Raw genomic sequence first — 24,215 nt, 5'->3', positions numbered from 1 at the left:
CATTTGGCGGAAGGAGATCCTTGCATGAATCATTCCTACATCTCCCTGTTTGGCTCGGTGAGCATCCCGATTTTAATTGCAGTAGCTTTGGGCTGCCTGTTTCAAAAATATAAATCGCCGGATACGAAAATACTCGCCGATTTGAGCTTGTTTGTGCTTTCGCCCTGCTTGATTGTCAGCTCGTTGTCCGACAGCGACCTGCATCATTCGTTTTTTGGCCATATCCTCTTGTTCACCATCATTCAGACCGTTTTGTGCTGGGCCGCTGCGTTTGGCGCCGGCAGGCTGCTGAGGTTCAGCGCCCCGTCGCAGCATGCGATGGAGATGACCACGATATTCGCCAACTCCAACAACTATGGACTGCCGCTGCTGCTGCTTGCTTTCGGCACGGCCGGCTTTACGATCGGCGTCACGAACGTTGTGCTGCACATTATTCTCGTCAACACGCTGGGGCTTTATATTGCTTCACGAAGCGCCTTCAGTCCCAAGCAGGCACTGGCCAAAATGGCTTACAACCCGCTCATCTACGCCGCTGTTGTTGGATTGGCGCTGTACTTCTTCGGCATTCCACTGCCTTCAGGCCTGCATGACGGCTTAAAGCTTATCGGCGGCGCTTACGCTGCGGTCGTGCTGCTCCTGCTCGGCATGCAGCTGCGCAAAACCAACTGGCGAAGCAGTTTCCGCCGCCGCGAGTTGTGGATTGCTGTCGCCATGCGCATCTTCGGTGTGCCGTTCCTGTCATGGATCACGATACGGATGCTGGGCTTGCACGGCCTCGAAGCGTCCGTCTTGTTCGTGCAGTCGTCCATGCCTTCCGCGATAAACGCTGTAGTGCTTATGGAGAAATACGGCGGCGATCAAGAGCTCGTGGCCGTCAACGTCGCCCTCACCACCGTGGCCAGTTTCGTCTATTTGCCGGTGCTCATTTATTGGTCGCAAGGGCTGTAAAGAGCGGAGCGTTCAAACATATTCCATTTAATGGTATAATATAAGCCGAATAAAATAAAAATACAGGGAAGCCGGGAGAAGGAGGAACCATGAAAAAATACGCTGTATTTTTAAACGTCATAGGCCTGACTCTCCCCATCGTCATACTGCCGCATTTTTGAATTTGGCGCCTTACCCTACCGTACTAAATACGCATAACCGATGCGTTAATTCTTTAAGTCAATAATAATGTCATCTAACACAAATTCTTGTTCACTTTTGTCTGATTTGTTCGATAAAGGAATTTCTTTTGATTCAAGCCCTTCTCTCGTTATTTCTAAAGAGCCATGATTACCAGACTTGTTTTTATAAAGTCTGATCCGTGGAGTTATAATAAGCTTCGCTGCGTGTTGATCTAATTTTTCGAAAGTTTTACTCCAACTCATGCTATAGCCCTGTCTATCGCCTGATCCTCCATTACTTTTACCTGAGTAATGATTTCCTAAATCATCTTTAACTTCTAGATCAACATCTGCCCCATCCCATTTTCTTCTTACCTTCTCGTCAACGACTTGCTCGTAATAAACGATAAAGGACATCGGTGCGACCGATATTTTATCTATCGTTGCGATTAATCCATCATGCTCCGCACTACGGTTAACCAATTGTGTATGGCTTTCAGTTGCTTTTAACGCAAGAGCAAAATTCCACTTTCCTTTTATTTTTTCTTTGCTGTCCTGAATCGTTATGCTCTGTATATTCCATTTTATATTTACCTTGTCTTTTTCCTTCAGATGAAAACCAGTAGTAGTCATTAAACCTACGTAATTATTTTCATTAACTTTAGAAATTCGATTACTACCCGCACTACCATCTGACCCTTTAATATCTAATAAGCCAAATAAATAAGGGGCATCACCTAAATCCTGATTGCTTTCTAAGGAGTATGCTATGGATACTGTTTCTCCATCATAAATTGCGTCATTAATTGTAATTTCAATGCCATTACTTACTTCTGTCGAGTTTATCTCGTTGGAATAATTTTTGTACTCCTCATAAAGACCGCCTGTGCTTCCATTATCCAAAAATCTAAAAATATTTAATATAGCTGGAACCCTGTCAGCATAAGCAGGGGATGTTAATACGAATCCAGTAAATGAGCAACCGATTAAAATAACAGCTAAAGCAATATTCATTTTCCATCCCTTTATTTTTTTCTTTTGCTTTATCGATTCTTTTAATGTTCTTTTTACTTTGGCTTTGTACAGTTCAGATACTTCCATTTCCTCAAACTCATTCTCATCTATATCCATCTCAAGTAATAATTCATAAATATCCTTCATAATACACCACCTCTCAAACCATGCTTCTTTGCTTTGTTATATAGTTTCTTTTTCCCTCTGTAAATTCGATTATCAATCGAAGCGTTGGTTAAACCGAGTTTCAAAGATATGTCCTCCGTTTTAATACCGAGAAAGAACTTCATCATAAAAATATCTCTATCCATAGGTTCTAAAAGATTGATTAATTTAATGAGTTCTGTTTTTTCTTCCATAATTATCAGTTCATCTTCTGCTGATTTTTCATGGTTCAAATCAATAACATCTTTGATAATTTCCACTTTCTTATTACTCTTTCTGTAGTAATCAATAGATTTATACTTAGCGATAGCACATATCCATTTTTTAAAGTCAATAGAGCCTCCATGGAATTTTTTTGAATTGTTCCATATTGAAAGCAAAATATCGTTAATACATTCATCTATTAATCCATCGTCCTCGAGAGGGGAGAGAACTTTATAAGTCACTCCCCTTATTAAGGGTAAATATCTATCTACTATAAAATCCAATGCATCTTCTTTTTGTTGTTTTAATCTCTGTATAAAGTTATTTTCATTAGTTAGCAAGACGACGCTCCTCTTTTCATAAAATCGTGCACACTTTATATAACGTATTGAAAATCTTTTTCTCTCACTATTACTAAAGTTTTATTTTTTATCATTAATTATCGCTTGCATGGTCTTAACACGCCGAGAAAGTTGGTGTATCTAAGCAAACGTTTCAAGATCGGATAAAGGGACGGAGGGAAATACTGCAGCAACGTTTTTAACGCAGTTGTTTGGTTTTAAGGAAGTCGAGTTATTTCAGAGGGAATTGACGGATCCCAATTATATGGTTAATACATTTTGAGTGAAAAAATAAAAAAACTGCAGTCCAAAGACTGCAGATTGTTGTTAGGTATGGTCGGGACGACAGGATTTGAACCTGCGACCTCTTGCTCCCGAAGCAAGCGCTCTACCAAGCTGAGCCACGTCCCGTTAAACGGCTATACAAATAAATTATCATACGGCGAAAAAGCTTGTCAAAACGGTTGGAGGGCGAAAAAAAACGTTCCAAGCCCATCTTATGCGAAAAATAAAAGCTTTCGATGATGTTTTTCCACGTATGACTGTCTTGCTCGCATTCTACTCTTGTTTCCGCTTACAATCAGCTTGTCCGGGGATGGAAGCTCCATATCTGCCGATTCAAAAAAAGCCCGGCTCTCCCGCTATTGAAGCGGAGGGACCGGGCTTTCAAGCATCGTATCCGCACTCGATTAGTGCACTTCTTCTTCCACGACGCCCAGCGCTTTATTTTTTTCTTTAAATTTCGCATTGTGCGAGGATACATACGCCACGGGATCGGCTTCAGGCTCCAGATACACCTTGGCGCTGTTGAGCGCGTTAACCGCGTCAGTGAACGTGCCGGCAATGAGATGCACCTTGCTGTCATGCTTCACAAAGTCGCCCGCCGCGAATACACCCGGAATATTCGTCTCCATTTTGCTGTTCACATGCACATGCCAATCGCCCATATCAAGGCCCCATTCCCGCACCGGGCCAAAATTGTACCGCAGCCCGTGGTTTACAATGACCGCATCCACTTCGATCTGACGGGTTTCTCCCGTTTCGGTATGCGAAATGGTAACCCGGTCAATGTCCAAACCGTTGGAGCTGTGCAGCGAATCCACTTTGTACGGCGTCAGCACTTGGGCCGAAGATGCCTTCATATTCGCGACATTGCGTTCATGGCCGCCGAATTGGTCGCGGCGATGCACGACGGTCAGGCTGGATGCGATCGGCACGAGCGCATTTGCCCAATCGACCGCGGAGTCTCCGCCGCCGGAGATGAGCACTCTTTTGCCCCGGAACACTTCAAGCTCCTGCACGGTATAATGAAGATTCGTCACTTCGAACCGGTCCGCCCCTTCAATCTCCAGCTTCGCCAGCTCCAGAATGCCGTAACCGATTGCGAGAACAACCGTCTTCGTCCAATGGCGTTCGCCTGTTGCCGCAGTCAGAATTATGGTGCCGTCGGCTTGGCGTTCCAGCCCGGTAATATGCTGGCCCAGCACGATGGTCGGGTCGAACGTTTTGGCCTGCTGCACCATCTGCTCTATGAGCTTTTTGCCGAGCGTTGGCGTAAGGCCGCCGACATCCCAAATCATCTTCTCCGGATAGATCAGCACACGTCCGCCCAGTTCTTCGCGGGCTTCAATAATTTTCGTCTTCAAATCGCGCATTCCGCTGTAAAAAGCCGTATACATGCCGGCGGGTCCGCCGCCGATAATCGTCACATCATATAATTCCAGCTGCTCGCTCATATTCCCGAACCTTCTTTCCCAATCGTCTTTCCGTATTGGTTTGCTGGCTTTATTATAGTTGATAACGATTCTCAGTGTCAACGAAAACCAGCTTGCCGCCTTCTGGCTGTTTGTCAGCTGCCTGCTGGACAACCGCAAAGCGCCGCGTCCCGGCCGCTCATACCAAAAAACGCACAACCCGGCATCAGCCTGGTTGTGCGTTACAGAACAGACCATCCGTATTAAGAATGGTCGGATAACAAATAATGAAGCTGGCGAATATGCGGCCGCAGATCCGGCACGGCGTTCAAATAAGAGGCGAGTACCCGAATCAGCGTAGTATCGCGGGTTAAGCGGGCACATTCCTGGCCAAGCTTTGCAGATACGTTCAGCAGCTCTTCGCGGGTCTGCTCCGGTTTGGACAACTTGCGGATATCGTCGTCGAGCAGCGCAATCAGTTGGCTTATCGTAGCCTGGCGGGCAGGAGCACTGCTCGGATTCAAGTAATTGAAATGCGCATTGCTGCTGTCAATGACCGGGGCAGGCGCTGTCCGGATAAAATCATCGGTTAACGCGTCCAGGCGGCCAACAATAAAAGCAGCAAGCTCCGACATCGGCAGCGCGATAACCCGCTGCTTGACGTATGACAAATACTCAAGCAGAATGCCGCGGAATAACGTTACGACATCCCAAATATATGGCTCGATCCTTTCGCCGTACGCTTCGAGAATCAGTTCCCGGCGCCATGCCTGCAGGGCAGCTTTTTTGCGCTTCCAAGCAGCGATAAAATGCTCATTTGTGGCGATAGGGAGTTCTTTGAAGTCAATCATAAACAGGTGGTTGTCCACTGTGTACTGCAATTGGAACTCAATTTTCCGCTGCAGTTTTTGTTTAGGAGTCAAGTTCAGCAGCGTCCCTTCGTCATCGAGCCGGACGGCATGCTCCAGCATGGTCTGGTGGCAGGCGACAAAGGCGGCTGTAAACAGCTCTTCTTTTGAAGAAAAAAACTTGTAGATACTGGCCTTTGCCATTCCGCATGCTTCAGCGATATCCTGCATGGATGCAGCGCTGTAGCCTTTTTCGCGGAAAAGGCAAATCGCCGTGTCCAATATTTTTGTTTTTTTCGCATCTTCCATATCGATCACCTTCCCCTATTCTGACATGAGACTCGGGGGCGTCAACGACATGCATTGACACTGAAAACCGATCAGTTCTATAATGAACTCGCAGGTTTTAAACTATTCATCCCTTAAAGGAGGTAGCCATTTGCCCTGTTGCCGCATAAGGCCGGGACACATGGCGCAACAACGATGCATAAAATCGCAGAAGGCATTATCATGCTGGACTTACAATTGGGTCAATCGACGATTCACCCGACCATTGTGTACGATAAAGAAAGCTGGACGCTGATTGATACAGGTATGCCGGGCAGCGCTGCAGCGATATATGAGCAGGCGAAACAGGCCGGCCTTGACGGCAAGACGCTGCAGTCGATTATTTTTACACATCAGGATGTTGACCATATCGGCGGTTTTCCGCAATTTCTGGCTGCTGAAGGCGCAGACCTGCCGGTGTATGCCCATCCGGATGATAAAGGGGCGATTGACGGCACGGAGCCGATGTTCAAAATGTCGCGCGAGCGGCTTGACGGCATGCTCCAGCAGCTTCCGGAGGATATCCGCAATGCTTATGTGCAAACCTTCCTTCAGCCAAACCGCGAGAACGTGAACCGCACTGTTGCGGACGGCGAAATATTGCCAATTGCGGGCGGCTTGACGGTTATTCATACGCCAGGCCATACGCCGGGCCATATCAGCCTGTACCATGCGCCAAGCAAAACGCTTATTACCGGCGATGCGACGATCGCGAATGAGGATGGCCAAATGATTGGGCCGAACCCTCCGTTTACGCCAAACTGGGATCAAGCGCTGCAATCGCTGAAAAAATTCAAAAACTTCGATATTGAACATGTGATCTGCTATCATGGCGGATGGATTCAAAAGGACGTTAAACGTCAAATCAACGAGCTGGCTGAACTGTCGTGATCCGGTTTCTCATCACTCTGGCCGTTTCTTTGGCAGGGGGAGCGGTTTTCTCGCTCATTCATGCTCCTCTGCCATGGCTGCTGGGGCCGATGGTATTTACCCTTATTGGCGCGAGAGCGCTGCGGAAAGTATCCAAACCGCTATGGCCAGGTTTTGTACGCAATATTGCAATGATCATGATCGGGTATTCCATCGGGCTGACGTTTACGCAAAGCACGCTTGCCGAAATGGGCCATCAGCTGCCATCCATGTTTCTCATGACGGCGCTGCTGCTTATATTCAGCGGCTTGATTGGCTTCTGCGTCTCTAAGCTGACCGGACAGCCGCTGCCGACCATCATTATGGGGAGCATCCCCGGCGGCTTGTCGCAAATGATTATATTAGCCGAGGAAACGAAAGGCATTGACCTGACGGTCATGACTTTCCTGCAAGTGTCGCGGCTGCTGATGATCATTTTTTGTGTGCCGCTGCTGGTGTTTAGCCCGCTGTTCGGCAATTCGCATTCGGCGATTGAAGCAGCCGCTTCCGGTTCGCAGGCGGCATGGGGGGACTTGTTCCCGAATGTGCTGCTGTTTGCAGCAGTGTGTGTCGCAGCCGCCTGGTTTGCGGCCAAAATCCGTTTCCCGTCGGCTTATTTGCTTGGGCCGATGATCTCGACAGCCATATTGCATTTGTCCGGTGTACACGGTCCTGCGCTACCAGCCGGCCTGCTGGATGCGGCGCAGCTTATGATCGGCACTTATGTCGGCCTGCTGCTCCGTCCCGGCAATCTGAAGCTGAAATTTATGCTTTTCTCATTCCTTAGCGGGCTTGTGCTCATTGCGGGATCCATTGGCCTGAGCGTATTGCTGACCAAGATGCACGGCGTCTCGTCCTCGACTGCTTTTCTAAGTATGGCGCCGGGCGGCATGGATCAGATGGGCATTATGGCGAAGGAAATTAACGCCGATGTCGCCATCGTCAGCTGCTACCAAATCTTCCGCACCTGGTTTATTTATTTTGCCGTTCCGCCGCTGCTGCGGCTGCTGTTCAAACGCATCATGCCGCGGACAAAGAAGGAAGCGGCTTCCGCGGCTTCGCCTTAATCGGCTTGCCGGCTGATATTGACAAAGAAAGGCAAGAAGGCTATACTTTGTCTAACAATTGAACAGGCGATGGAGTTCGCCGTTAACCGCCTTTGTGCTAATGACTCCTACCAGTTTATTTGAGCTGGTAGGATTTTTTTTATTTTTTTGTATAAATAGGAAGGGGAGACGGATTTTGACTGCATTTTTTAAAAACCAGTCTGAGAAGTACAGAAGTTATGCCGCGAAGTGGACGCATATCGGAATGGCTGGTTTTGTCATCAAATGGCTCGTATTGGGCGGGCTTGCCGGCGTATTTACCGGCTCGGCATCCGCCTTGTTTCTGGCGAGCCTGGACTGGGCGACAGATGCGCGAGTATCCCATGCATGGCTGCTGTGGCTGCTGCCTGCCGGCGGTGCGCTGGTCAGCTTCGTTTATTGGAAGTTTGGCAAAGACGCGTCCAAAGGTAATAACCTTATACTGGAGCAAATCCATGAAGGCGGCGGGAGTGTTCCGCTCCGTATGGCGCCTCTCGTGCTTGCGGGGACGATTATTACACATTTGTTCGGCGGATCTGCAGGGCGTGAAGGCACAGCGGTCCAAATGGGCGGGAGCTTATCCGAATGGATCGGCAAAATGTTGCGGATTAACGCGATCGACCGCAAAATATTATTAATGTGCGGGGTCAGCAGCGGGTTCGGCTCGGTGTTCGGCACGCCGCTTGCGGGTGCGGTGTTTGGGCTTGAAGTGCTGGTGATCGGCGTTATCCGGTATGAAGCGCTGATCCCTTGTTTTATCGCAAGTTTTGTAGGCGACAAAATGACAGCGGCTTGGGGCATTCACCATTTGCGTTATCAGATGGGGGCAGTGCCCGGCTTCAGTATGCCGCTGCTGCTCAAGGTGCTGTTAGCCTCCATGATGTTTGGCTTGACTGCGCTGCTTTTCAGCGAGCTGACTCGCCAGCTCAAAGCATGGTTCACGAAACTGATCAAAAATCCGGTCGCCAAAAGCTTTGCCGGCGGCTTGCTGATAATCGGTATGGTGTACCTGTTTGGCACAAGGGAATATCTTGGTTTAAGCATTCCGCTTATTCAGCAATCGTTCGACGGAACCGTTCACGGCTATGATTTTCTGCTTAAGACGGTCTTTACGTCGGTGACGCTGGGAGCGGGTTTTCAAGGCGGCGAAGTGACGCCTTTATTCGTCATCGGTTCGGCGCTTGGAAGCGCGCTGGCCCATCTGTTCTCCTTGCCGGCCGCCTTCCTGGCGGCAGTAGGCTTTATTTCCGTCTTTAGTGGCGCCACCAATACGCCGATTGCTTGTTTTATTATGGGGATCGAATTGTTTGGCGCTGACGGCGCCGTGTACCTGTTTTTGGGCTGCTTGGTCAGTTATTTGTTCTCGGGGCATACCGGCATTTACACCGCACAGCGAATCGGCATCTCCAAAAGCAGAGCGGTCGCCGTTCAGGACCATGCAACACTTGCGTCCGTACGCGTCAAGAAGTAAGAATTATGCCAATGCCGCGTGAAAGCGCAGCTGCAGTCCATCTATGGATTGCAGCTGCGCTTTTTTTTGGTAATTTAGGGTTGACAAAAAGGTTGTAAAAAATTAGACTACTAGTTAGTCGAATTGTGATAATGATTATCAATTGCATAAAGAGATCAAGAAGGAGAGTATCATCCATGAAGAAATCATTGTTCTTACTATTAATCAGCCTTGTTCTAGTGCTGAGCGCCTGCGGTAACGGCAACAGCAACCAGGCAAATTCGAAATCCGGCGCGAACAGCTCGCCGAATGCAAGTACAAGCCCAAGCCCAAGTGATGCTGCGGACAGCAGCGATTCCGGCACCATAACGTACCAGTCTGAAAGCGGTCCGATCGAAGTTCCCGCGCATCCGCAGCGCGTAGTCGCCCTGTCCGGCTATGCAGGAAACCTGCTGGCGCTTGGCGTTCCGCTGGTCGGCGTAGATTCCTGGACGAAATCAGACCCGAATTTTAAAGATCAGCTGAAAGACGTTGCCGAGGTTTCCGACGAGAACGTGGAGAGCATTTTGAATGTGAAACCTGACTTGATCATCGCGATGACGGATATTAAGAACGTGGATAAATTGAAGCAAATTGCTCCGGTTGTGACGTACACGTACAACAAAGTGGACTATTTGACGCAGATTCTGGAGATCGGCAAAGCCGTTAACCAAGAGAAAAAAGCATCCGACTGGATCGCTGATTTTAAAGCACGCGCCCAAAAAGCAGGCGAACAAATCAAAGCTAAAATCGGCGCGGACAGCACAGTCAGCGTTATTGAAGGCGATGCTAAATCGCTCTACACCTTCGGCGACAGCTGGGGACGCGGCACGGAAATCATTTATCAGGCGATGGGCTTGAAGATGCCGGATAAAGTTAAAGAAATGACGGCGAAAGACGGCTATTATGATTTGTCGCTGGAGATTTTGCCGCAGTACATGGGAGATTACGTCTTTTACAGCAAAGACCCGGCAGGGGATGCTTCTTTCCAACAAACGTCCACTTACAAAAATATTCCGGCCGTTAAAAACAACCGTGTATTTGAAGTAGACGCTACGACGTTCTATTTCAACGATTCGCTGTCGCTGGACTATCAGCTTGATTTCATTACGAAATCGCTGCTGGGGAACTAATCGTTAAGTTAGATAACCATTACACGCTACATGAAGAAAGAGGGACGCCTTTGCGTTCCTTTTTCTGCAAGCAGAGAAAGAACGGATGATCGAGATGAATAGACTGTTTTCGTTTAAGCCGGCAGGTTCTTTTGCATTCCAACTGTTCCTCAACTTGGTTTTATTTGTCGTGATGTTCGCCATAGCCGTTATGTTGGGCGCCAAAAACGTATCGTTATCCGATATTTGGAGCGCGCTCACGAATCCGCACGCTGCGGGCGAAGATATTTCCGTCATCCGCGAGCTTCGGCTGCCGCGCGAGGTAGGGGGCGTCCTGGTCGGATCTGCCTTGGCAGTGGCGGGCGCCATTATGCAGGGCTTGACCCGCAACCCGCTTGCCGATCCCGGGCTCCTGGGCTTGACTGCAGGCGCGAATGCAGCGCTGGCGATTTCATTTGCGCTTATTCCCGGAACCGGGTATTTCGGCACGATGTGCGCTTGTTTTATTGGTGCTGCATTTGGCGCGATGGTCGTCTTCGGCATCGCTTCTTTACGTAAAAGGAAAGTGTCGCCGCTCCGGATGGTGCTGGCGGGATCTGCGGTTTCGGCGCTGCTTGGCGCGGTGGCTGATGCGATCAGCCTTCATTATAAGATAGCCAAAAGCGTCTCCATGTGGACATCCGGCGGGCTGGTTGGCACAACCTGGAGCCAAGTCACAACGATTGCTCCGGTTATCGTGGCATGTGTCATCGCTTCGCTTTTATTATCCCGGCAATTGACGATCCTCAGCTTGAACGAGAACGTTGCGGTGGGGCTGGGGCTTCGGACGACACAAGTTAAAATTGCCCTGTACGTGCTCATTACGCTGCTGGCGGGCGCAGCCGTTGCCCTCGTCGGCAACCTGGCGTTTGTTGGCTTAATGATTCCGCATCTGATCCGGACGCTGGCCGGAACGAACTACCGTACGATTTTGCCGCTGTCCGCGATTGCGGGCGGCACGTTTATGGTGTTTGCCGATACGCTGGGCCGGATGATCAACGTTCCATTCGAGACGCCGGTTGCTTCGATCGTCGCGATTATAGGCTTGCCGTTCTTTTTGTTTATCGTCCGTAAAGGAGTGCGCTCGGTATCATGATCAAACTTACATTTCTTCGCAAGCAGCCGGTTATCGTGGTGTTCCTGCTGCTTCTTATTGCGGCGACATTTGTGATCGGCCTCGGCATTGGAGCGTCTCCCGTATCGCTGGACCGGCTTATCCCGACGATTATGGGCCATGGAACATTCGAAGATCATTTCGTATTGTTTTCGGTCCGGCTGCCCCGGATGCTCATTACGCTGCTTGCAGGCATGGCGCTGGCGTTGTCCGGCGCTTTATTGCAAGGGATTACCCGTAATGAGCTGGCCGATCCGGGAATCATCGGCATTAATGCGGGTGCGGGAGTTGGCGTCACGGTATACTTCCTGTTTGCGCCGATTAACGTCGATACGTTTGTTTATGTCATTCCGCTGATGGCCTTTGCCGGAGCGGTGGCAACCGCTTTTCTGATCTATGCATTTTCGTATACACGGGGCGAAGGCATTCAGCCGATCCGGATGGTCATTACCGGCGTCGGCTTCTCGCTGGCGTTATCCGGCGTGATGATCGTGCTCATGTCTTCGGTTGACCGCACCAAAGTAGATTTCATTTCCAAGTGGCTCGCCGGCAGCGTCTGGGGGTAGACTGGCCGTTTATTATGGCCTTGCTGCCTTGGCTGGTCATATTGGTGCCTTACGCGTTGTACAAATCAAGAGCGCTTAATTTGTTTTCATTAAGCGAGCATTCCGCCGTTGGTGCAGGCGTAGCCATTCGCAAAGACCGCATTCTGCTGCTGCTGGCAGCTGTTGCCCTGGCGGCTGCGGCCGTGTCGGTTACGGGCGGCATCGCCTTTATCGGCCTGATGGCGCCGCATATTGCGAGGGCTTTGGTTGGTCCAAGGCACCAGCGTTTTTTACCGATATCCATTCTGATCGGCGGATGGCTGTTGCTGCTGGCTGACACGATCGGGCGCAATATTTGGGAGCCGGACGGCATTGCGGCAGGCATCATGGTTGCGTTTATCGGAGGGCCTTATTTCCTTTATCTATTGCTGTTTAAAGAAGAGTAGCTTGCTCTGTCCCCTTACTCGCTATCCACAAACCTGAGCGGTTTCGCTTCATTTGCATTATCAACATGTGGATAAGCGCAGTTTTGCGGTTTGAGGGCAATCCGTCCACAATCGGAAAGTTCCCTGTGCATAACCGAACTGAATTGCACCCCTTATAATGGCCATTGGAAAATCTCCAATGACAGTGTAGGGGGTGCATTTTTATGCTTGCAGATTCATGTTTCAGTCGGTCCGGCCCGGCACCCCGGCCGGTTTGCACTCATACGGTGGATGAACGCTCTGAAGGTGAATAACCTTGTTAGGCGGTCTCAGTCTTCAACGCCACCCCAAGAAAGAATATGAATTTCAAAATGTTTTTCGATTGCAGATAACTTACTCGGTTCAGGGATGCTGAATTGGGAGGGGAGAGTAGTAGGGGAATTAATAGATGTTCGTTTCGTCCAATGACAATAACGTTTTCCTTTCGACTGTTTATTCTTGTTTAAGCTGCCATTGACTATCGGAGGGAACGAGCCTGCGGGCTTGGTCAAAGAGGAACAACAGTCTACTCATTTCCCTGGAGGAAACTGTGAGTCCTAATTGTCCATAAAAAAACAAAAAACCTTGCAAGAACAAGGTTTACGATAAATGGCGCGCCCGATACGATTCGAACGTACGACCTGCAGTTTAGGAAACTGTCGCTCTATCCTGCTGAGCTACGGGCGCGCATCGGATATTATTTTATCATGGAGGACAGGGATGATGCAAATAAATCCATGTCTCCCTCCCAAATAAAACAAACAAAGCCCGGAGGATTGTCCGTTGATGGACGGCCTTCGGGCTTTGTTTGTTTTTCCGCTGCAGGCAAGCTGCAAGAGGGCTGTGCAGACACTTATCGCGCACGGCTTAAGCACAGCCCTGCTTAGTGGGCGTTACACGCTACAGCACCTGTTCCAGGAACGTCTTCGCTCTCGCGCTTTGCGGCGAGCTGAAGAACGCCGATGGCGCAGCTTTTTCGACAAGCTGGCCTTGGTCCAGGAAATAAATCGTGCCGGCCGCTTCTCGAGCGAATTTCATTTCGTGCGTCACAATCATCATCGTCATGCCGGTTTGTGCCAAATCACGGATAACGTTCAGCACTTCTTTGACCATTTCTGGGTCCAGCGCGGACGTCGGCTCGTCAAAAAGCATAATTTCCGGTTCCATCGCCAGGCTGCGGGCAATCGCTACACGCTGTTTTTGGCCGCCGGACAGGCGGGCCGGATACATCTCGGCTTTATCTTCGAGGCCAACCCGGCGCAGCAGCTCCAGCGCGGCCAGACGTGCTTGCTCCGCAGGGACGCCTTTGACTTTGCGGGGCGCAAACGTAATATTGTCGATTACCGTCAAATGCGGGAACAGGTTAAAATGCTGGAACACCATGCCGATGCCCTGGCGAATGCGGACGATATCTGCCCGCGGGTCTGTGATGACCTGTCCGTTAATCGTAATCGAGCCGGAAGTCGGCTTCTCCAGTAAATTCAAGCAGCGGAGAAAGGTTGATTTGCCCGAGCCGGACGGCCCGATCAGCGCGACAACCTCGCCCTTGTCCACGGTCGTTGTAATTCCTTTCAGCACCTCATGTTTGCCGAAGGATTTGGTCAGCTGTTCGACTTTAATCACCGCGACGCAGCCTCCTTTCAAGCATCTTCGCAAGCGAAGTCATTATCAGCACCAGCACGTAATAGATCGCGCCGGCAAACAGCAGCGCCTCAAATGCGCGGTATTCCGTAGCCTGAATCACGCTCGCCCGGCGCAAAATATCTTGTACACCGATGACCGACACCAGCGACGATTCTTTAATCAGCGCCACGCACTCGTTCACCAAAGCCGGTAAAATCGATTTAACCGCTTGCGGCAAAATAATGCGCACCATCGTCAGGCTGGACGGGATGCCAAGCGCCATTGCCGCTTCCCGCTGTCCTTTATCGACAGACATAATCCCGCCGCGGATCGTTTCGGATAAATACGCAGCCGAGTTCAAGCCAAATGCAAGCCCGGCTGCCATCAACGTAGAAATATCGTAGCCGGTAAGCTGCGGCGTTGCGAAATAAATAAGAAACAGCTGCAGCAGCAACGGTGTGCCGCGGAATACCGAAGTATAGGCGGTAGCGAACCAGCGCAGCGGCCAAATACGCGACAGCTTGAACAGCGTCAGAATAAAGCCCCATACAAAACCAAACAAGGCTGACACGATCGTAAAGAGCAGTGTCACATAAATGCCCTTCAGCATGTAAGGAACGTAACCTTTCAAAATGCCAAAATCGAGGAACTTATCGCTGCTCTTCTTCTTATCGGAAGAAGCAGCAAACCATTTGTCCGTCAGCTTGTCCAGCTCGCCGGATTGCTTCATGTCTTCAAGCTCACGGTTAAACTTGTCCGTCAGATCGGAACCTTTCGGAAAAGCAATCGCATAACCGTCGCTGCCCGGCGGTAAATAGTTCACGGCAAAATCCGGATTGCTTTGCGCTACATCGGCAGCTACGGCATCCTCCACGATTGCAGCATCAATCCGGCCGGATTTCAACTCCTGGATCAGGTCGGTAATTTTGTTCAGCTTTACGAGCGTGGCATCTTGAACATCCTTCACCGCAGCTTCCTGCGTGGAACCCAGCTGTACGCCGATTCGTTTGCCTTCCAGCTGCTCCAGCGTCGTATAACCGTCACTTTTGGCGGAAATGATGGTATTCCGGGCCAAATAATACACGTCGGAAAAATCAACGGACTGCTTGCGCTCTTCTGTGGCCGACATGCCGGACATGACAAAATCAACCCGTTTTGTCTGCAGCGCAGCAATAAGGCCGTTGAAGTCCATGCTTTTGATTTCCAGGGTATAGCCTAATTTTTGGGCTATTGCCTTTGCGATGTCGATATCAAGCCCGACAATTTCCCCGCTGTTTTTCGCATCCACATTTTCATATGGCGGATAGTCGGGGGATGTGCCCATCACGATTGTTTTCCCGGCTGCATGGGCGCTGCCGCTTCCCGCTGCGAGCAAGCCGGGAAAAAGCAGTGCGGCGATCCATATGCTGCATAGCAGAATACGGGCCGCATGGATAAATAATGGTCTGTTTCTCATGCCAATCTCCCTTGCATAAAGTCATTCCACTAATATACCCATATTTTCAGCTAATGGCGATAGAACTTGGAATTAATTTACTAGGTAAAAAGAACTAATATATAAAGGAAAACAACTATCTTTGTCGAAAAATAATTGAAAATTAGCGCCCATTGTCGACAGATTTTTACAAACACCAAGACGCCAAAAGCGTATAATAAGTACATTACCACATGAGTGAAGATGAGGAGCGCCAAAGCGAGCTATGGACAAAGAAAAACTGCTCAAACAACTACAATCGCTGCGGCTGAAGCTTCATGAAATGGCAGAGGCTCGCGGCAGTCTGACGGATCCCGAGGTGCTGGCCATTAGCGAAGAAGCTGACGAGCTTATTGTTGCCCTGCAACAATTGGAAAAAAGCAAATATCATTAACGTATAATAGATGATATTACCGTTTTCGAAGCTTGCGGAAGAAGTCCGTAAGCAAAGCGGAGCATTCAGGCTGCAGCACGCCGCTTGTTAGCTCTGTTTCGTGGTTAAACCGCGGTTCCTGCAACAAATTCATTAACGTGCCTGCACATCCGGCTTTCGGGTCGTGAGCGCCATACACCACACGTTTCACGCGTGATTGAACTAACGCGCCTGCACACATGGGACAAGGCTCAAGCGTTACATAAAGCGTACAATCCAACAAGCGCCAAGCGCCAATTCGTTCGCAGGCGTCCTTAATAGCGACGAGTTCGGCGTGTGCGGTTGGATCATGTTTGGTTTCCCTTAAGTTATAACCTCTCCCGATGATCTCTCCGTTTCGCACAATGACAGCCCCTATAGGGACCTCACCCAATTGCTCGGCTTTACGCGCTTCTGCAATGGCTTCATGCATCCAGGCCTGATCTTCTTGCTCTCTATACATCTTTCGATAATCCTCCAATTTTTATGTTTTACCCGTACAAATAAATCGGTTGTCCAACGAACAAATGATCGATTGTTAACACGAAGTGGATAACTCTGTGGGTAACGTTGGGGTTATCCACGTTTTTACGCACATTTTACCATAAATGCTGTGGGTAAATTGTTGATTATGTGAACAACTTGTGCGCAAGTTGTTTTAATAGAATTATCTGAACGGAAAATGCTTGCCCATGCTGAGACGATGCCCCATTCAAAGGATGTGCATAACATGTCGTTTAAGACCAAGTTTACGATCAGCATTTCTTTATTAATTATGGTGGTGTTTGTATTTCTCACCATTTTGAATGAATCCTTTGTAAATCGCAACATTTGGCACGAAAACGACCGGATGCTCAAGCAAACTTCGGAGCAATTGGCGCTTGTGTACGCCGCTGATCAGAAGGAGAATGAGGCCACCAGGCAAGAGATGAAAGCCATCATCAAAGGAATTGTACAAGGCATGCAGCCGTACATTAAAGAATTTGTCATTTTCAACCCGTCGAATGAAACCGTCGGGACTGCTGCATATGCCAGCGATGAAGAGGCTTTTCATCATTTTAGGGAAACGAAGGAGGACCAAGCGTACGGCCATGCCGCATTAGCGAATGGATACGTCACAAGAAAGTTCACGATGGACGGGCATAATTATGTCAAAAGCTATTACAGCAGTTCCGAGCTGGCTCCTTCGGTATTGATGATTGTATACGATACAACGCCGCTGAACCACATTTTGACGGATCGGCGCAACCGCTCCTTCATTTATTACGGCATAACGCTGGCAGTGGTGCTGACCTGCAGTTATTTGATGGCGGCGCTGATGCTCCGGCCAATCAAACAAATTATATGGAAAATAAACGAGGTTTCGCTTGGCCGGTTTCAGTCGGTGATTAAAGTGAAAGGCCATGACGAATTTAGTTTGCTGGCGCTTAAAGTCAATGCGATGTCACAAAATTTGAGCATTTATATGGACAAGCTGCGCAAAGCGTTTGAGGAAAACCGCCAGATGAAAGAATATTTGGAGTCCTTCATTAATCATACCAGCGATGCGATTCATGTTGCGGATTTGAATGGCGTCATTATACAGGTGAACCTTGCGTTCGAGAAGCTGTTTGAATATTCTGCAGAGGAAGCGGTTGGCCAGCATTTGCAGCTTGTACCGGAAAACCACCGGATGGAAATGCGTTTGATTATACAATCGCTGATGGAAGGCAAGGTTTTGCCTGCGCAGGAGACGGAGCGAATGTCGAAGTCCGGAGAAATTATTCCGGTCAGCGTATCGACATCGGCAATCCGTGATTCGTCCGGCACGATACAAGGGTTCGCTTCCATTACGCGCGATATGAGAAGCCGCAACAAAATGGAGGAGCTGTTAAAACGTTCGGAGAAGCTGACCATCGTAGGAGAACTGGCAGCCGGGGTTGCGCATGAAATCCGCAATCCGCTGACTACGCTTCGCGGTTTCCTGCAAATCCAGCGGCAAACGAGCCAAATGAATCCGGAGCATACTAATCTGATGTTATCCGAGCTCGACCGGATTAATTTGATTGTCGGGGAGTTCCTTATTTTATCGAAGCCGCAAGCGACTAGGTTTACATCAAAAGACGTGCGGACCGTATTCGGAGAGGTGCTGTCGCTGCTGGAGAGCGAAGCGCATCTTCGGAATGTAATTTTCAAGACGTCGTTTACGAATCAGGCGTGTATCGTCTCCTGTGAAGAAAACCAGCTGAAGCAAGTTTTTATTAATGTGCTCAAGAACGCTATTGAAGCTATGCCGAGCGGCGGCAATGTCCATATCCATATTGCGCTGAAGCCGGAACAGCTTGTTGCGGTGACCATTACCGATGAAGGGGTGGGCATTCCGGAGGATATGCTGCCCAAAATCGGCCAGCCGTTTGTAACGAGCAAAGAAAGCGGAACCGGACTCGGGATGATGATCAGCCACCGCATTATTCAGAGCCATAACGGCACTATGGATATTCAGAGCCAGCTTCAGGTCGGCACAACCGTTGCCATTATGCTGCCTGCTTTGAAAGAAAAGAGGACTGGCGCTATACTAGGAGCATAAGGATTGAAGCAGGCCGTCCATGAAGCCAGGGGACGGTTGCAAACAACGGGGTGAAGAAAGCTGCGTATTAACAAGTTTATAAGCGAAACCGGGTATTGCTCCCGCCGCGAGGCGGACAAGCTGGTGGAGGGCGGAAGAGTAACGATTAACGGGCAGAAGGCTGTCCTTGGCAGCCAAGCGGAGCTTGGAGACGATGTCCGGGTTGACGGCAAACCAATCGGGGAGCAGAAAAAACATGTTTATTTGGCGCTGCATAAGCCGGTAGGCATCACGAGCACGACAGAAGCGCATGTGCAAGGCAATATTGTGGATTATGTCGGCCATCGCGAACGGATATTCCCGATCGGCCGGTTGGATAAAGATTCGGAAGGGCTCATTCTCCTGACGAATGACGGCGATATTGTGAATCCGATATTGCGGTCGGAAGGCCGCCATGAGAAAGAATATGTGGTGACGGTGGATCGTCCGGTCACTCCGGTGTTTCTGAAAGGAATGTCCGAAGGAGTGCGAATATTGGGCAGTATGACGCTGCCTTGTACGGTGACGAAAGTTGCGGACCGCACCTTTCGGATTATTTTGACCGAAGGCCGGAACCGGCAAATCCGCCGGATGTGCGAGGCGTTTGGCTACCATGTTCGTAAGCTGCGCCGCATTCGTGTGATGAATATTCATCTTGGGGAATTGCCATATGGCAAGTGGCGCGATTTAACGGAGCAGGAGAAACAAACGTTGTTTCAAACGCTTGACTACCATCCGAACGCGTAACGGCCCGGTTATTCATTTTGCCGGTATAACAGTCCCGCTGCGGTTACAGCCAGGCGACGATAAGCCGCCATTTTGTTGCCGCCAGCGGGATTTTGGCTGCGAGGCGCAGCCGGACACAAGCTGCGCCTGCGCTCAGGCGCTTTCGCCGCCATCACGCATACAAGCGCCGCCCTTCGGGGCGGCGCTTGCTTTTGTTCATAGGTTTTGCGCATTATTTTGCCGGGTTGGCGGACAGGTCTTCCGTTTTGTCCGGGTCGACATATTTCCGCAGGATCGACACTTCGACGCGGCGGTTTTTGGCACGTCCGGCTTCAGTATCATTGGTATCTACCGGCCGGTATTCGCCGTATCCAATAGCGCTGAAGCGCTCCGGCTTCAGCTTCGGATTTTGCAGCAATATATCCATAAACCGGATGGCGCGCGAAGAGCTCAAATCCCAGTTCGATTTAAAGGCTTGCGTCGAAATCGGCTGGTTGTCCGTATGGCCGGACACGACGATTTCATAGTCGGTATAGTTCTGCAGCATTGTGGAGATGGCGTTCGCCAGCGAGCGCGACTCCGGCTTCACCTCCGCGCTGCCGGATGCAAACAGCGCCTTGTCGCTAATGGTAATCATCAGCTGCGATTGATTCAGCTTTGTCGCCAAATCGGAGGTCAGCCCGTGCGACTTAATATATTCATCCACTTGCTTCTTCAGCTTCTCCAAATCTTCTTGCTCTTGCTTGGCCAGCGATTGCTGGTTTTTTTTATCTTGGTCATCGGCATCCTGTTTTTTCTTCTCCGGATCCTCGCCGGCTTTAACAACAGAAGGGTTCTGCAGCAGCCCGTTGCCGTTATTGAATGTAATTTTAAAGGCTTGGCTCATTTCCTCGAATTTTTTCACGTCAACGGAACTCATCGAGTATAGTACTATAAACAAAGCCAGCAACAGCGTCATTAAGTCCGAATAAGGAAGAAGCCACGACTCGTTTGGATGATCGTCATCATGCTCCTCGTGTCTGCGCTTTTTGCTCAAAGGCTGCATCCTCCTTTTCGCGCATCTGATCGCGTTCGGTAGGCGTCAAATAGACGGTAAGCTTCTGGCTGATCGCAATGGTGGAGACGCCGGATTGGATGGACAATAAGCCTTCTACCATCATGAGGCGGAGCTCGATTTCTTTTTTCGAGATTCGTTTCAGCTTATTGGCAATCGGATGCCACAACACGTAACCGGTAAATATGCCAAGCAATGTCGCGATGAAGGCGGCGGCGATCGCATGGGATAAATGTTCCATGCTGCTCATATCCCCTAGTGCGGCGATGAGACCAACGACAGCCCCCAGCACGCCAAGCGTCGGCGCATACATGCCGGCCTGCGAGAACATGAGCGACCCGGCTTTGTGGCGGTTTTCCGTTGCGGAAATATCTTCGAGCAGTACATCCCGGACAAAATCCTGGTCGTTGCCGTCAATAATCATCCGCATGCCGTTTTTCAGAAAAGCATCGTCAATGTCATCTAATTTGGCTTCCAGCGCCAGAAGGCCTTCGCGGCGGGTAATGGACGCCCATTCCATAAAATTTTGAATAAGCTGCTCGCGCGGCATCAGCTTTTGGTTGGAAAACGCGATTTTCAGCAGCTTCGGAAATTTGCTGATCTCTGACATCGGAAAGGCGACAAAAAGCGAAGCGGCTGTTCCTACAATAATAATGACAAAAGCAGCAGGATTGTATAAATTACCTAAACCAGCCCCCTTGAGCACCATGCCGCCTAACAGCGCTGAAACCCCCAGCACTACACCGATAATTGTTGATTTTTCCATAATACACCCCGTTTGGCACATGATTTCGACAAAACTCTACTTCTTTTATTATCGTCATCGGAGGGCCGAGAGATTAGAGCGGGAGAGGAAATGCACTAGAGAGCGTTAAAATCCGGCAAATGCGTTACAATGGTAATAGAAGCTTTGAAATTTGGAATAAAGGCGGAATGCACATGGGAGTAAGACATGCAAGAGAATACGCGGATATTTTAAAAGACTTGACCGATGCGGTCAGCGGAATAAACCGCAGCTATACGTTTTTTGAGATGGAGAAGGGCGAATGGGAGGCGCTTGCTGATGCGGAGAAAAGCGAAGTGATGGAAGCGCTCGCCGATGATGTGTTTTTTGGCTTGGGCGAAGAAACGTCGATTGCGGTAGGCGATGGAATTGTGACGTACCATCCGAAACGGCATGTCATTGAAGTGACGCAAGGCGACAATGTATCCCATGTTGTCCGGCTCATCTGACCGAGCGGAACGGGCCGGGACTGAAAAGCGGCGCGCCGGATATCCGGCGCGTTGTGGTTATTCGGGCCGGCAGTGCTGCGGCTGGAACACCATGCAGTGAAATTCCGCTTCGCCTTCCGGTGTCGGCCGGAAATAGGTATCGGTTATGAGGAAGCCGGCTTTCGTGTAAGCGCGTATTGCGCGTTCGTTCCAGGTCAGCACCTCCAGATCAACTTCGTGATCCGGCTTTCGCTTCAACGCTTCATGCGCTAGGAGCAGCGCCAGCTGTGCGCCAAGCCCTTGGCCGCAGAAGTCCGGGCGAAGCCCCATGCCTAGCCGGGTTACGCCGGCCATCGGAAAGAGCTGTCCGAAGCCGGCCAGTTCCTGTTTATCGGTAACAATCGACACATATTGTGACTCGCGAATGGCTGCGCTGCCGAATTCAAACTCATCGCGCTCCATTTGCTCCCACGCCGGCCAGCCGTACAGGTTATAGGGGGATTCATACCGCCAGCTGCAAACGTGCCGGGCGTGGGCTGCGTCCATCGGGACAACAGTCAGCTGCGGCTCGCAGGGCTGGCTTTGGGATTTGATATGCGGCATAGGGGTTTTCTCCTTGTTATCTGGTCTAACTCGTATATGAAGTTTGCGCTTCTAGGCAGCTCTATAAACGAGATAAGTAATGGCGAGCAGCCGGTTAAAGCAAAAGCCGCAATGGAGGCTTGAGGAACAAGCACCATTGCGGCTTTTTGCCGGCAAGCGGGATACTGAACCGCATTCAGGTACCCGGCTTGACCTTAGTTATTGTCAGCATATTTCGCGAATACGTCGTCACTCATGACACGGCGAGCAGTTACGTAGCGCGTTTGGTAGTAGGACTCGCTCAGCTTGCTGATCATTACACCTTTACTGCTGGAGGCGTGTGCAAACTGGCCGTTGCCTACATAGATGCCAACATGGGAAATGCTGCGGCCATTCGTGTTGAAGAACACGAGATCGCCAGGACGAAGATCGCTTTGCGCAACCTTTGTACCTGCTTCTGCTTGCGATGCAGAGGTGCGTGGAAGGTCAATGCCCATTTGGTCAAACACATAGTTGGTAAAACCGGAGCAATCGAAGCCTTTCACTGTTGTACCGCCATACAGGTACGGAGTGCCGACGACATTCGCAACAATGCCGTCCATTTTGGAGCTTGCGAACATCGTGCCGACCTGGAATGATAGCAAAAGCACGAGTCCAACTAATACTGCAGTTACCTTCTTCAATGATGAAACTCCTTCCGATGCCGACGAGGTTAGCTGTGGGGTTCGGTTTGAAGGTCCCCTATGATTCCCAAGACGCATATGACAATGGAAGCACATAGCGTCGAAATCAATTCACCCAAGGTGGTTCCCCCGTTTTCCAAAAACGGAAATTAGGCTAGTTTTAGAAAATCTTAGGGATAAATATTCGTTTATTTTCCAGCATCTCCTCCTTTTTTTGCTGATTTTTAATAATTCTCATGTAGTCTTTTGGCTGAAAAACATCGTTTTTGTCCTCATTTTGCCTCTATCGCCATCCTCAAATAGAACTTGTGCTGGCCGGTGTCGAATGTTTGTCCGTTATGCGGGAAAAGGGACAAATTGCCTATATTATCAAGGCTTACGGTTATTTCAAGCTAGCATTCTTCCGGCTGATTCTATGTTCTATGTAAATCAAAGAGGAGGTATGCGGGCGGGACAAGCCGGGTTTAAAGCAGGCACGCGAAAAAAGCCGCTCTTTCTGCCGAAAGAGCGGCTTTTATGAGAATAGGATTAAAAATTTCTCAGATTGCAAGCTTTTGAGTTTGCGAGCGGCGTTATGACGCTTCCTTCGCTTGCAGGCATTCATATTGAGAAGCAACCGTCCATACTTTGAGCAGCGTCCGGATGAAGGAATAACTTTGATGAAGAATAAGTGCGATAAGCCCTGCCCAAATGAGCGATACGCCGGTCAACAGAAGCCCGCAGACAGCGGAGATGCCCCACATCGCTATCGTTACAGCCAGGTATGGAATGAGCCGGGTTAATGCTTGGCCCAGCGCTTTGAACGGGCCGGCGCCGGATACGGCGCCGAACTGCATGGCAAGCGAAATGAGGTGAAGCGCAAAGCCCCATAAGAGCCATGCCGCTGCCCAAGGCAAAGCCTGGCTAAGCAGCTCCTGTATGGAGCTGCTGGTCCAAAGCAGCTTGAACCCCCGCGGCAGCAGCCAGAAGGCGGGCGCAATGGCAAGCGCGGCTTGAATGACATACAGGAGCACGATTTTTTTCCACGATTTCTTTATGCCCTGGAAGAAGCGGGTGCCGCTATTGTCGTCTTTCGCATAATGAATCGAGTGGAAAAGCCCGGCGTTCAGCACGGGCGTCATGAGCATCCGGGCGGCGAGCAGGCCGCCAAGCGTCCATAAATAAGGGGTAGCCAGATCGGTCTTCAGCAGCCGGAATTGCGCTTCTGACAGGAATAGCTGAACTGCCGAATGGGAGGGCGATTCCGCCGGCCAGCGCTGCAGCAGCGGGGATATGGCGGAATCCAGGTACCGGTACAGGAAAAACCCCCAAATCAGCTGATAGATGAACAGAAAAACGATGATATACATATGTTTGACAGCCAGCCGCCAGCCTTGCTTCAAGTAGGTTTTCATTTGGTCTGCCGC

At 49.9% G+C, this 24,215-nt stretch carries 23 protein-coding genes, 2 tRNA genes, 1 pseudogene and 2 riboswitches; of the genes and pseudogenes, 11 read left to right on the top strand and 15 right to left on the bottom strand.

The features are described from left to right. Positions 1-24: 24 nt before the first annotated feature. On the top strand, positions 25-948 hold the full coding sequence (locus tag ET464_RS14335) for an AEC family transporter (RefSeq protein WP_129441997.1): 924 nt from the start codon (positions 25-27) through the stop codon (positions 946-948). Between the two features lie 206 nt (positions 949-1,154). Here the strand turns inward: ET464_RS14335 and ET464_RS14330 are convergent, their stop codons facing one another. From ET464_RS14330 to ET464_RS14310, 5 genes are all read right to left on the bottom strand, one after another. Beyond that, entirely contained in the window at positions 1,155-2,270 is a 1,116-nt protein-coding gene (locus ET464_RS14330) for a DUF4179 domain-containing protein (RefSeq protein ID WP_129441995.1), read from the bottom strand. Further along, a complete protein-coding gene (locus ET464_RS14325) occupies positions 2,267-2,833 on the bottom strand; it encodes a sigma-70 family RNA polymerase sigma factor (protein ID WP_129441993.1) in 567 nt (188 codons plus the stop codon). Before ET464_RS14325 ends, ET464_RS14330 begins: the two co-directional genes overlap by 4 nt. Positions 2,834-3,167: 334 nt before the next feature. Then, positions 3,168-3,244 (bottom strand) — tRNA-Pro (locus ET464_RS14320). A gap of 278 nt (positions 3,245-3,522) precedes the next feature. Further along, on the bottom strand, positions 3,523-4,569 hold the full coding sequence (locus ET464_RS14315; RefSeq protein ID WP_129444420.1) for an NAD(P)/FAD-dependent oxidoreductase: 1,047 nt from the start codon (positions 4,567-4,569) through the stop codon (positions 3,523-3,525). A 221-nt stretch (positions 4,570-4,790) separates the two neighbouring features. Beyond that, positions 4,791-5,684, bottom strand: a complete 894-nt coding sequence (locus ET464_RS14310) for a TetR/AcrR family transcriptional regulator (protein WP_129441991.1) — start codon at positions 5,682-5,684, stop codon at positions 4,791-4,793. Positions 5,685-5,885: 201 nt separating this feature from the next. On the opposite strand from ET464_RS14310, the gene ET464_RS14305 reads away from it, so the two are divergent. The 6 genes and pseudogenes from ET464_RS14305 to ET464_RS14280 all read left to right on the top strand — a co-directional run bounded on the left by ET464_RS14305 (position 5,886) and on the right by ET464_RS14280 (position 12,441). After that, the gene (locus ET464_RS14305) at positions 5,886-6,593 is read left to right on the top strand and encodes an MBL fold metallo-hydrolase (RefSeq protein ID WP_129441989.1); all 708 of its coding nucleotides are present in this window, start codon (positions 5,886-5,888) and stop codon (positions 6,591-6,593) included. Further along, positions 6,590-7,678: an AbrB family transcriptional regulator gene (locus tag ET464_RS14300; RefSeq protein ID WP_244226544.1), complete on the top strand. Its 1,089-nt coding sequence runs from the start codon at positions 6,590-6,592 to the stop codon at positions 7,676-7,678. The genes ET464_RS14305 and ET464_RS14300 overlap by 4 nt, the downstream gene beginning before the upstream one ends. Before the next feature lie 56 nt (positions 7,679-7,734). Continuing rightward, positions 7,735-7,795, top strand: a riboswitch (Fluoride riboswitch). A 127-nt stretch (positions 7,796-7,922) separates the two neighbouring features. After that, the gene (locus tag ET464_RS14295) at positions 7,923-9,167 is read left to right on the top strand and encodes a voltage-gated chloride channel family protein (protein ID WP_208543952.1); all 1,245 of its coding nucleotides are present in this window, start codon (positions 7,923-7,925) and stop codon (positions 9,165-9,167) included. Positions 9,168-9,343: 176 nt separating this feature from the next. Further along, entirely contained in the window at positions 9,344-10,318 is a 975-nt protein-coding gene (locus ET464_RS14290; protein WP_129441985.1) for an iron-hydroxamate ABC transporter substrate-binding protein, read from the top strand. Positions 10,319-10,412: 94 nt separating this feature from the next. Beyond that, positions 10,413-11,432 (top strand): FecCD family ABC transporter permease, encoded by a 1,020-nt coding sequence (locus ET464_RS14285; protein ID WP_129441983.1) that lies wholly within the window; start codon positions 10,413-10,415, stop codon positions 11,430-11,432. Continuing rightward, a pseudogene (locus ET464_RS14280) lies at positions 11,429-12,441 on the top strand (FecCD family ABC transporter permease). The gene ET464_RS14285 and the pseudogene ET464_RS14280 overlap by 4 nt, the downstream one beginning before the upstream one ends. Before the next feature lie 628 nt (positions 12,442-13,069). Here the strand turns inward: ET464_RS14280 and ET464_RS14275 are convergent. The 3 genes from ET464_RS14275 to ET464_RS14265 form a co-directional block, all read right to left on the bottom strand. Continuing rightward, positions 13,070-13,146, bottom strand: a tRNA-Arg gene (locus ET464_RS14275). 213 nt (positions 13,147-13,359) lie between these two features. Beyond that, positions 13,360-14,082: an amino acid ABC transporter ATP-binding protein gene (locus ET464_RS14270; protein WP_129441981.1), complete on the bottom strand. Its 723-nt coding sequence runs from the start codon at positions 14,080-14,082 to the stop codon at positions 13,360-13,362. After that, positions 14,075-15,538, bottom strand: a complete 1,464-nt coding sequence (locus ET464_RS14265; RefSeq protein ID WP_129441979.1) for an ABC transporter substrate-binding protein/permease — start codon at positions 15,536-15,538, stop codon at positions 14,075-14,077. Before ET464_RS14265 ends, ET464_RS14270 begins: the two co-directional genes overlap by 8 nt. A 244-nt stretch (positions 15,539-15,782) precedes the next feature. Between ET464_RS14265 and ET464_RS14260 the strand changes: the two genes are divergently transcribed. Further along, positions 15,783-15,950: an aspartyl-phosphate phosphatase Spo0E family protein gene (locus ET464_RS14260; RefSeq protein ID WP_129441977.1), complete on the top strand. Its 168-nt coding sequence runs from the start codon at positions 15,783-15,785 to the stop codon at positions 15,948-15,950. A 16-nt stretch (positions 15,951-15,966) separates the two neighbouring features. Here the strand turns inward: ET464_RS14260 and tadA are convergent, their stop codons facing one another. Next, positions 15,967-16,431, bottom strand: a complete 465-nt coding sequence (gene tadA / locus ET464_RS14255; protein ID WP_129441975.1) for a tRNA adenosine(34) deaminase TadA — start codon at positions 16,429-16,431, stop codon at positions 15,967-15,969. Positions 16,432-16,698: 267 nt separating this feature from the next. On the opposite strand from tadA, the gene ET464_RS14250 reads away from it, so the two are divergent. Together ET464_RS14250 and rluF are read left to right on the top strand one after the other, a co-directional pair. Beyond that, the gene (locus ET464_RS14250) at positions 16,699-18,534 is read left to right on the top strand and encodes an ATP-binding protein (RefSeq protein ID WP_129441973.1); all 1,836 of its coding nucleotides are present in this window, start codon (positions 16,699-16,701) and stop codon (positions 18,532-18,534) included. Positions 18,535-18,594: 60 nt separating this feature from the next. Continuing rightward, a complete protein-coding gene (gene rluF, locus ET464_RS14245) occupies positions 18,595-19,299 on the top strand; it encodes a 23S rRNA pseudouridine(2604) synthase RluF (protein ID WP_129441971.1) in 705 nt (234 codons plus the stop codon). An 8-nt stretch (positions 19,300-19,307) separates the two neighbouring features. Here the strand turns inward: rluF and ET464_RS14240 are convergent, their stop codons facing one another. The 3 genes from ET464_RS14240 to motA are packed head-to-tail and all read right to left on the bottom strand — an operon-like array spanning position 19,308 to position 21,098. Continuing rightward, positions 19,308-19,511 carry a hypothetical protein gene (locus ET464_RS14240; protein ID WP_129441969.1) on the bottom strand — a complete coding sequence of 68 codons (204 nt, stop codon included), beginning with the start codon at positions 19,509-19,511 and terminating at the stop codon, positions 19,308-19,310. Continuing rightward, entirely contained in the window at positions 19,511-20,314 is an 804-nt protein-coding gene (gene motB, locus ET464_RS14235) for a flagellar motor protein MotB (RefSeq protein WP_129441967.1), read from the bottom strand. The genes ET464_RS14240 and motB overlap by 1 nt, the downstream gene beginning before the upstream one ends. Continuing rightward, positions 20,283-21,098: a flagellar motor stator protein MotA gene (gene motA, locus ET464_RS14230; RefSeq protein WP_129441965.1), complete on the bottom strand. Its 816-nt coding sequence runs from the start codon at positions 21,096-21,098 to the stop codon at positions 20,283-20,285. Before motA ends, motB begins: the two co-directional genes overlap by 32 nt. Before the next feature lie 173 nt (positions 21,099-21,271). On the opposite strand from motA, the gene ET464_RS14225 reads away from it, so the two are divergent. Further along, positions 21,272-21,565 carry a hypothetical protein gene (locus ET464_RS14225; RefSeq protein ID WP_129441963.1) on the top strand — a complete coding sequence of 98 codons (294 nt, stop codon included), beginning with the start codon at positions 21,272-21,274 and terminating at the stop codon, positions 21,563-21,565. Between the two features lie 57 nt (positions 21,566-21,622). On the opposite strand, the gene ET464_RS14220 is transcribed toward ET464_RS14225, so the two are convergent. From ET464_RS14220 to ET464_RS14210, 3 genes are all read right to left on the bottom strand, one after another. Then, on the bottom strand, positions 21,623-22,147 hold the full coding sequence (locus tag ET464_RS14220; RefSeq protein WP_129441961.1) for a GNAT family N-acetyltransferase: 525 nt from the start codon (positions 22,145-22,147) through the stop codon (positions 21,623-21,625). A gap of 194 nt (positions 22,148-22,341) precedes the next feature. Then, the gene (locus ET464_RS14215) at positions 22,342-22,809 is read right to left on the bottom strand and encodes a C40 family peptidase (RefSeq protein WP_129441959.1); all 468 of its coding nucleotides are present in this window, start codon (positions 22,807-22,809) and stop codon (positions 22,342-22,344) included. Positions 22,810-22,812: 3 nt separating this feature from the next. Continuing rightward, positions 22,813-22,975, bottom strand: a riboswitch (cyclic di-AMP (ydaO/yuaA leader). Positions 22,976-23,381: 406 nt separating this feature from the next. Next, positions 23,382-24,203 carry a hypothetical protein gene (locus ET464_RS14210; protein ID WP_129441957.1) on the bottom strand — a complete coding sequence of 274 codons (822 nt, stop codon included), beginning with the start codon at positions 24,201-24,203 and terminating at the stop codon, positions 23,382-23,384. Positions 24,204-24,215: the final 12 nt, after the last annotated feature.

Origin of the sequence: Paenibacillus protaetiae (assembly GCF_004135365.1) — a bacterium.
GTDB lineage: Bacteria > Bacillota > Bacilli > Paenibacillales > Paenibacillaceae > Paenibacillus_AP > Paenibacillus_AP protaetiae.
This window is presented reverse-complemented; position numbering and strand designations above follow the sequence as displayed.

Bases quoted from the DNA above. Each gene is read 5' to 3' on its own strand.
- ET464_RS14290 (WP_129441985.1), top strand. From the start codon at position 9,344: ATGAAGAAATCATTGTTCTTACTATTAATCAGCCTTGTTCTAGTGCTG.
- ET464_RS14210 (WP_129441957.1), bottom strand. From the start codon at position 24,203: ATGAAAACCTACTTGAAGCAAGGCTGGCGGCTGGCTGTCAAACATATG.
- ET464_RS14220 (WP_129441961.1), bottom strand. From the start codon at position 22,147: ATGCCGCATATCAAATCCCAAAGCCAGCCCTGCGAGCCGCAGCTGACT.
- motA (WP_129441965.1), bottom strand. From the start codon at position 21,098: ATGGAAAAATCAACAATTATCGGTGTAGTGCTGGGGGTTTCAGCGCTG.
- ET464_RS14310 (WP_129441991.1), bottom strand. From the start codon at position 5,684: ATGGAAGATGCGAAAAAAACAAAAATATTGGACACGGCGATTTGCCTT.
- ET464_RS14295 (WP_208543952.1), top strand. From the start codon at position 7,923: ATGGCTGGTTTTGTCATCAAATGGCTCGTATTGGGCGGGCTTGCCGGC.
- ET464_RS14330 (WP_129441995.1), bottom strand. From the start codon at position 2,270: ATGAAGGATATTTATGAATTATTACTTGAGATGGATATAGATGAGAAT.
- ET464_RS14225 (WP_129441963.1), top strand. From the start codon at position 21,272: ATGGGAGTAAGACATGCAAGAGAATACGCGGATATTTTAAAAGACTTG.
- ET464_RS14265 (WP_129441979.1), bottom strand. From the start codon at position 15,538: ATGAGAAACAGACCATTATTTATCCATGCGGCCCGTATTCTGCTATGC.
- ET464_RS14335 (WP_129441997.1), top strand. From the start codon at position 25: ATGAATCATTCCTACATCTCCCTGTTTGGCTCGGTGAGCATCCCGATT.
- ET464_RS14260 (WP_129441977.1), top strand. From the start codon at position 15,783: ATGGACAAAGAAAAACTGCTCAAACAACTACAATCGCTGCGGCTGAAG.
- tadA (WP_129441975.1), bottom strand. From the start codon at position 16,431: ATGTATAGAGAGCAAGAAGATCAGGCCTGGATGCATGAAGCCATTGCA.
- ET464_RS14240 (WP_129441969.1), bottom strand. From the start codon at position 19,511: ATGCGCAAAACCTATGAACAAAAGCAAGCGCCGCCCCGAAGGGCGGCG.
- ET464_RS14250 (WP_129441973.1), top strand. From the start codon at position 16,699: ATGTCGTTTAAGACCAAGTTTACGATCAGCATTTCTTTATTAATTATG.
- ET464_RS14315 (WP_129444420.1), bottom strand. From the start codon at position 4,569: ATGAGCGAGCAGCTGGAATTATATGATGTGACGATTATCGGCGGCGGA.
- ET464_RS14305 (WP_129441989.1), top strand. From the start codon at position 5,886: ATGCTGGACTTACAATTGGGTCAATCGACGATTCACCCGACCATTGTG.
- ET464_RS14285 (WP_129441983.1), top strand. From the start codon at position 10,413: ATGAATAGACTGTTTTCGTTTAAGCCGGCAGGTTCTTTTGCATTCCAA.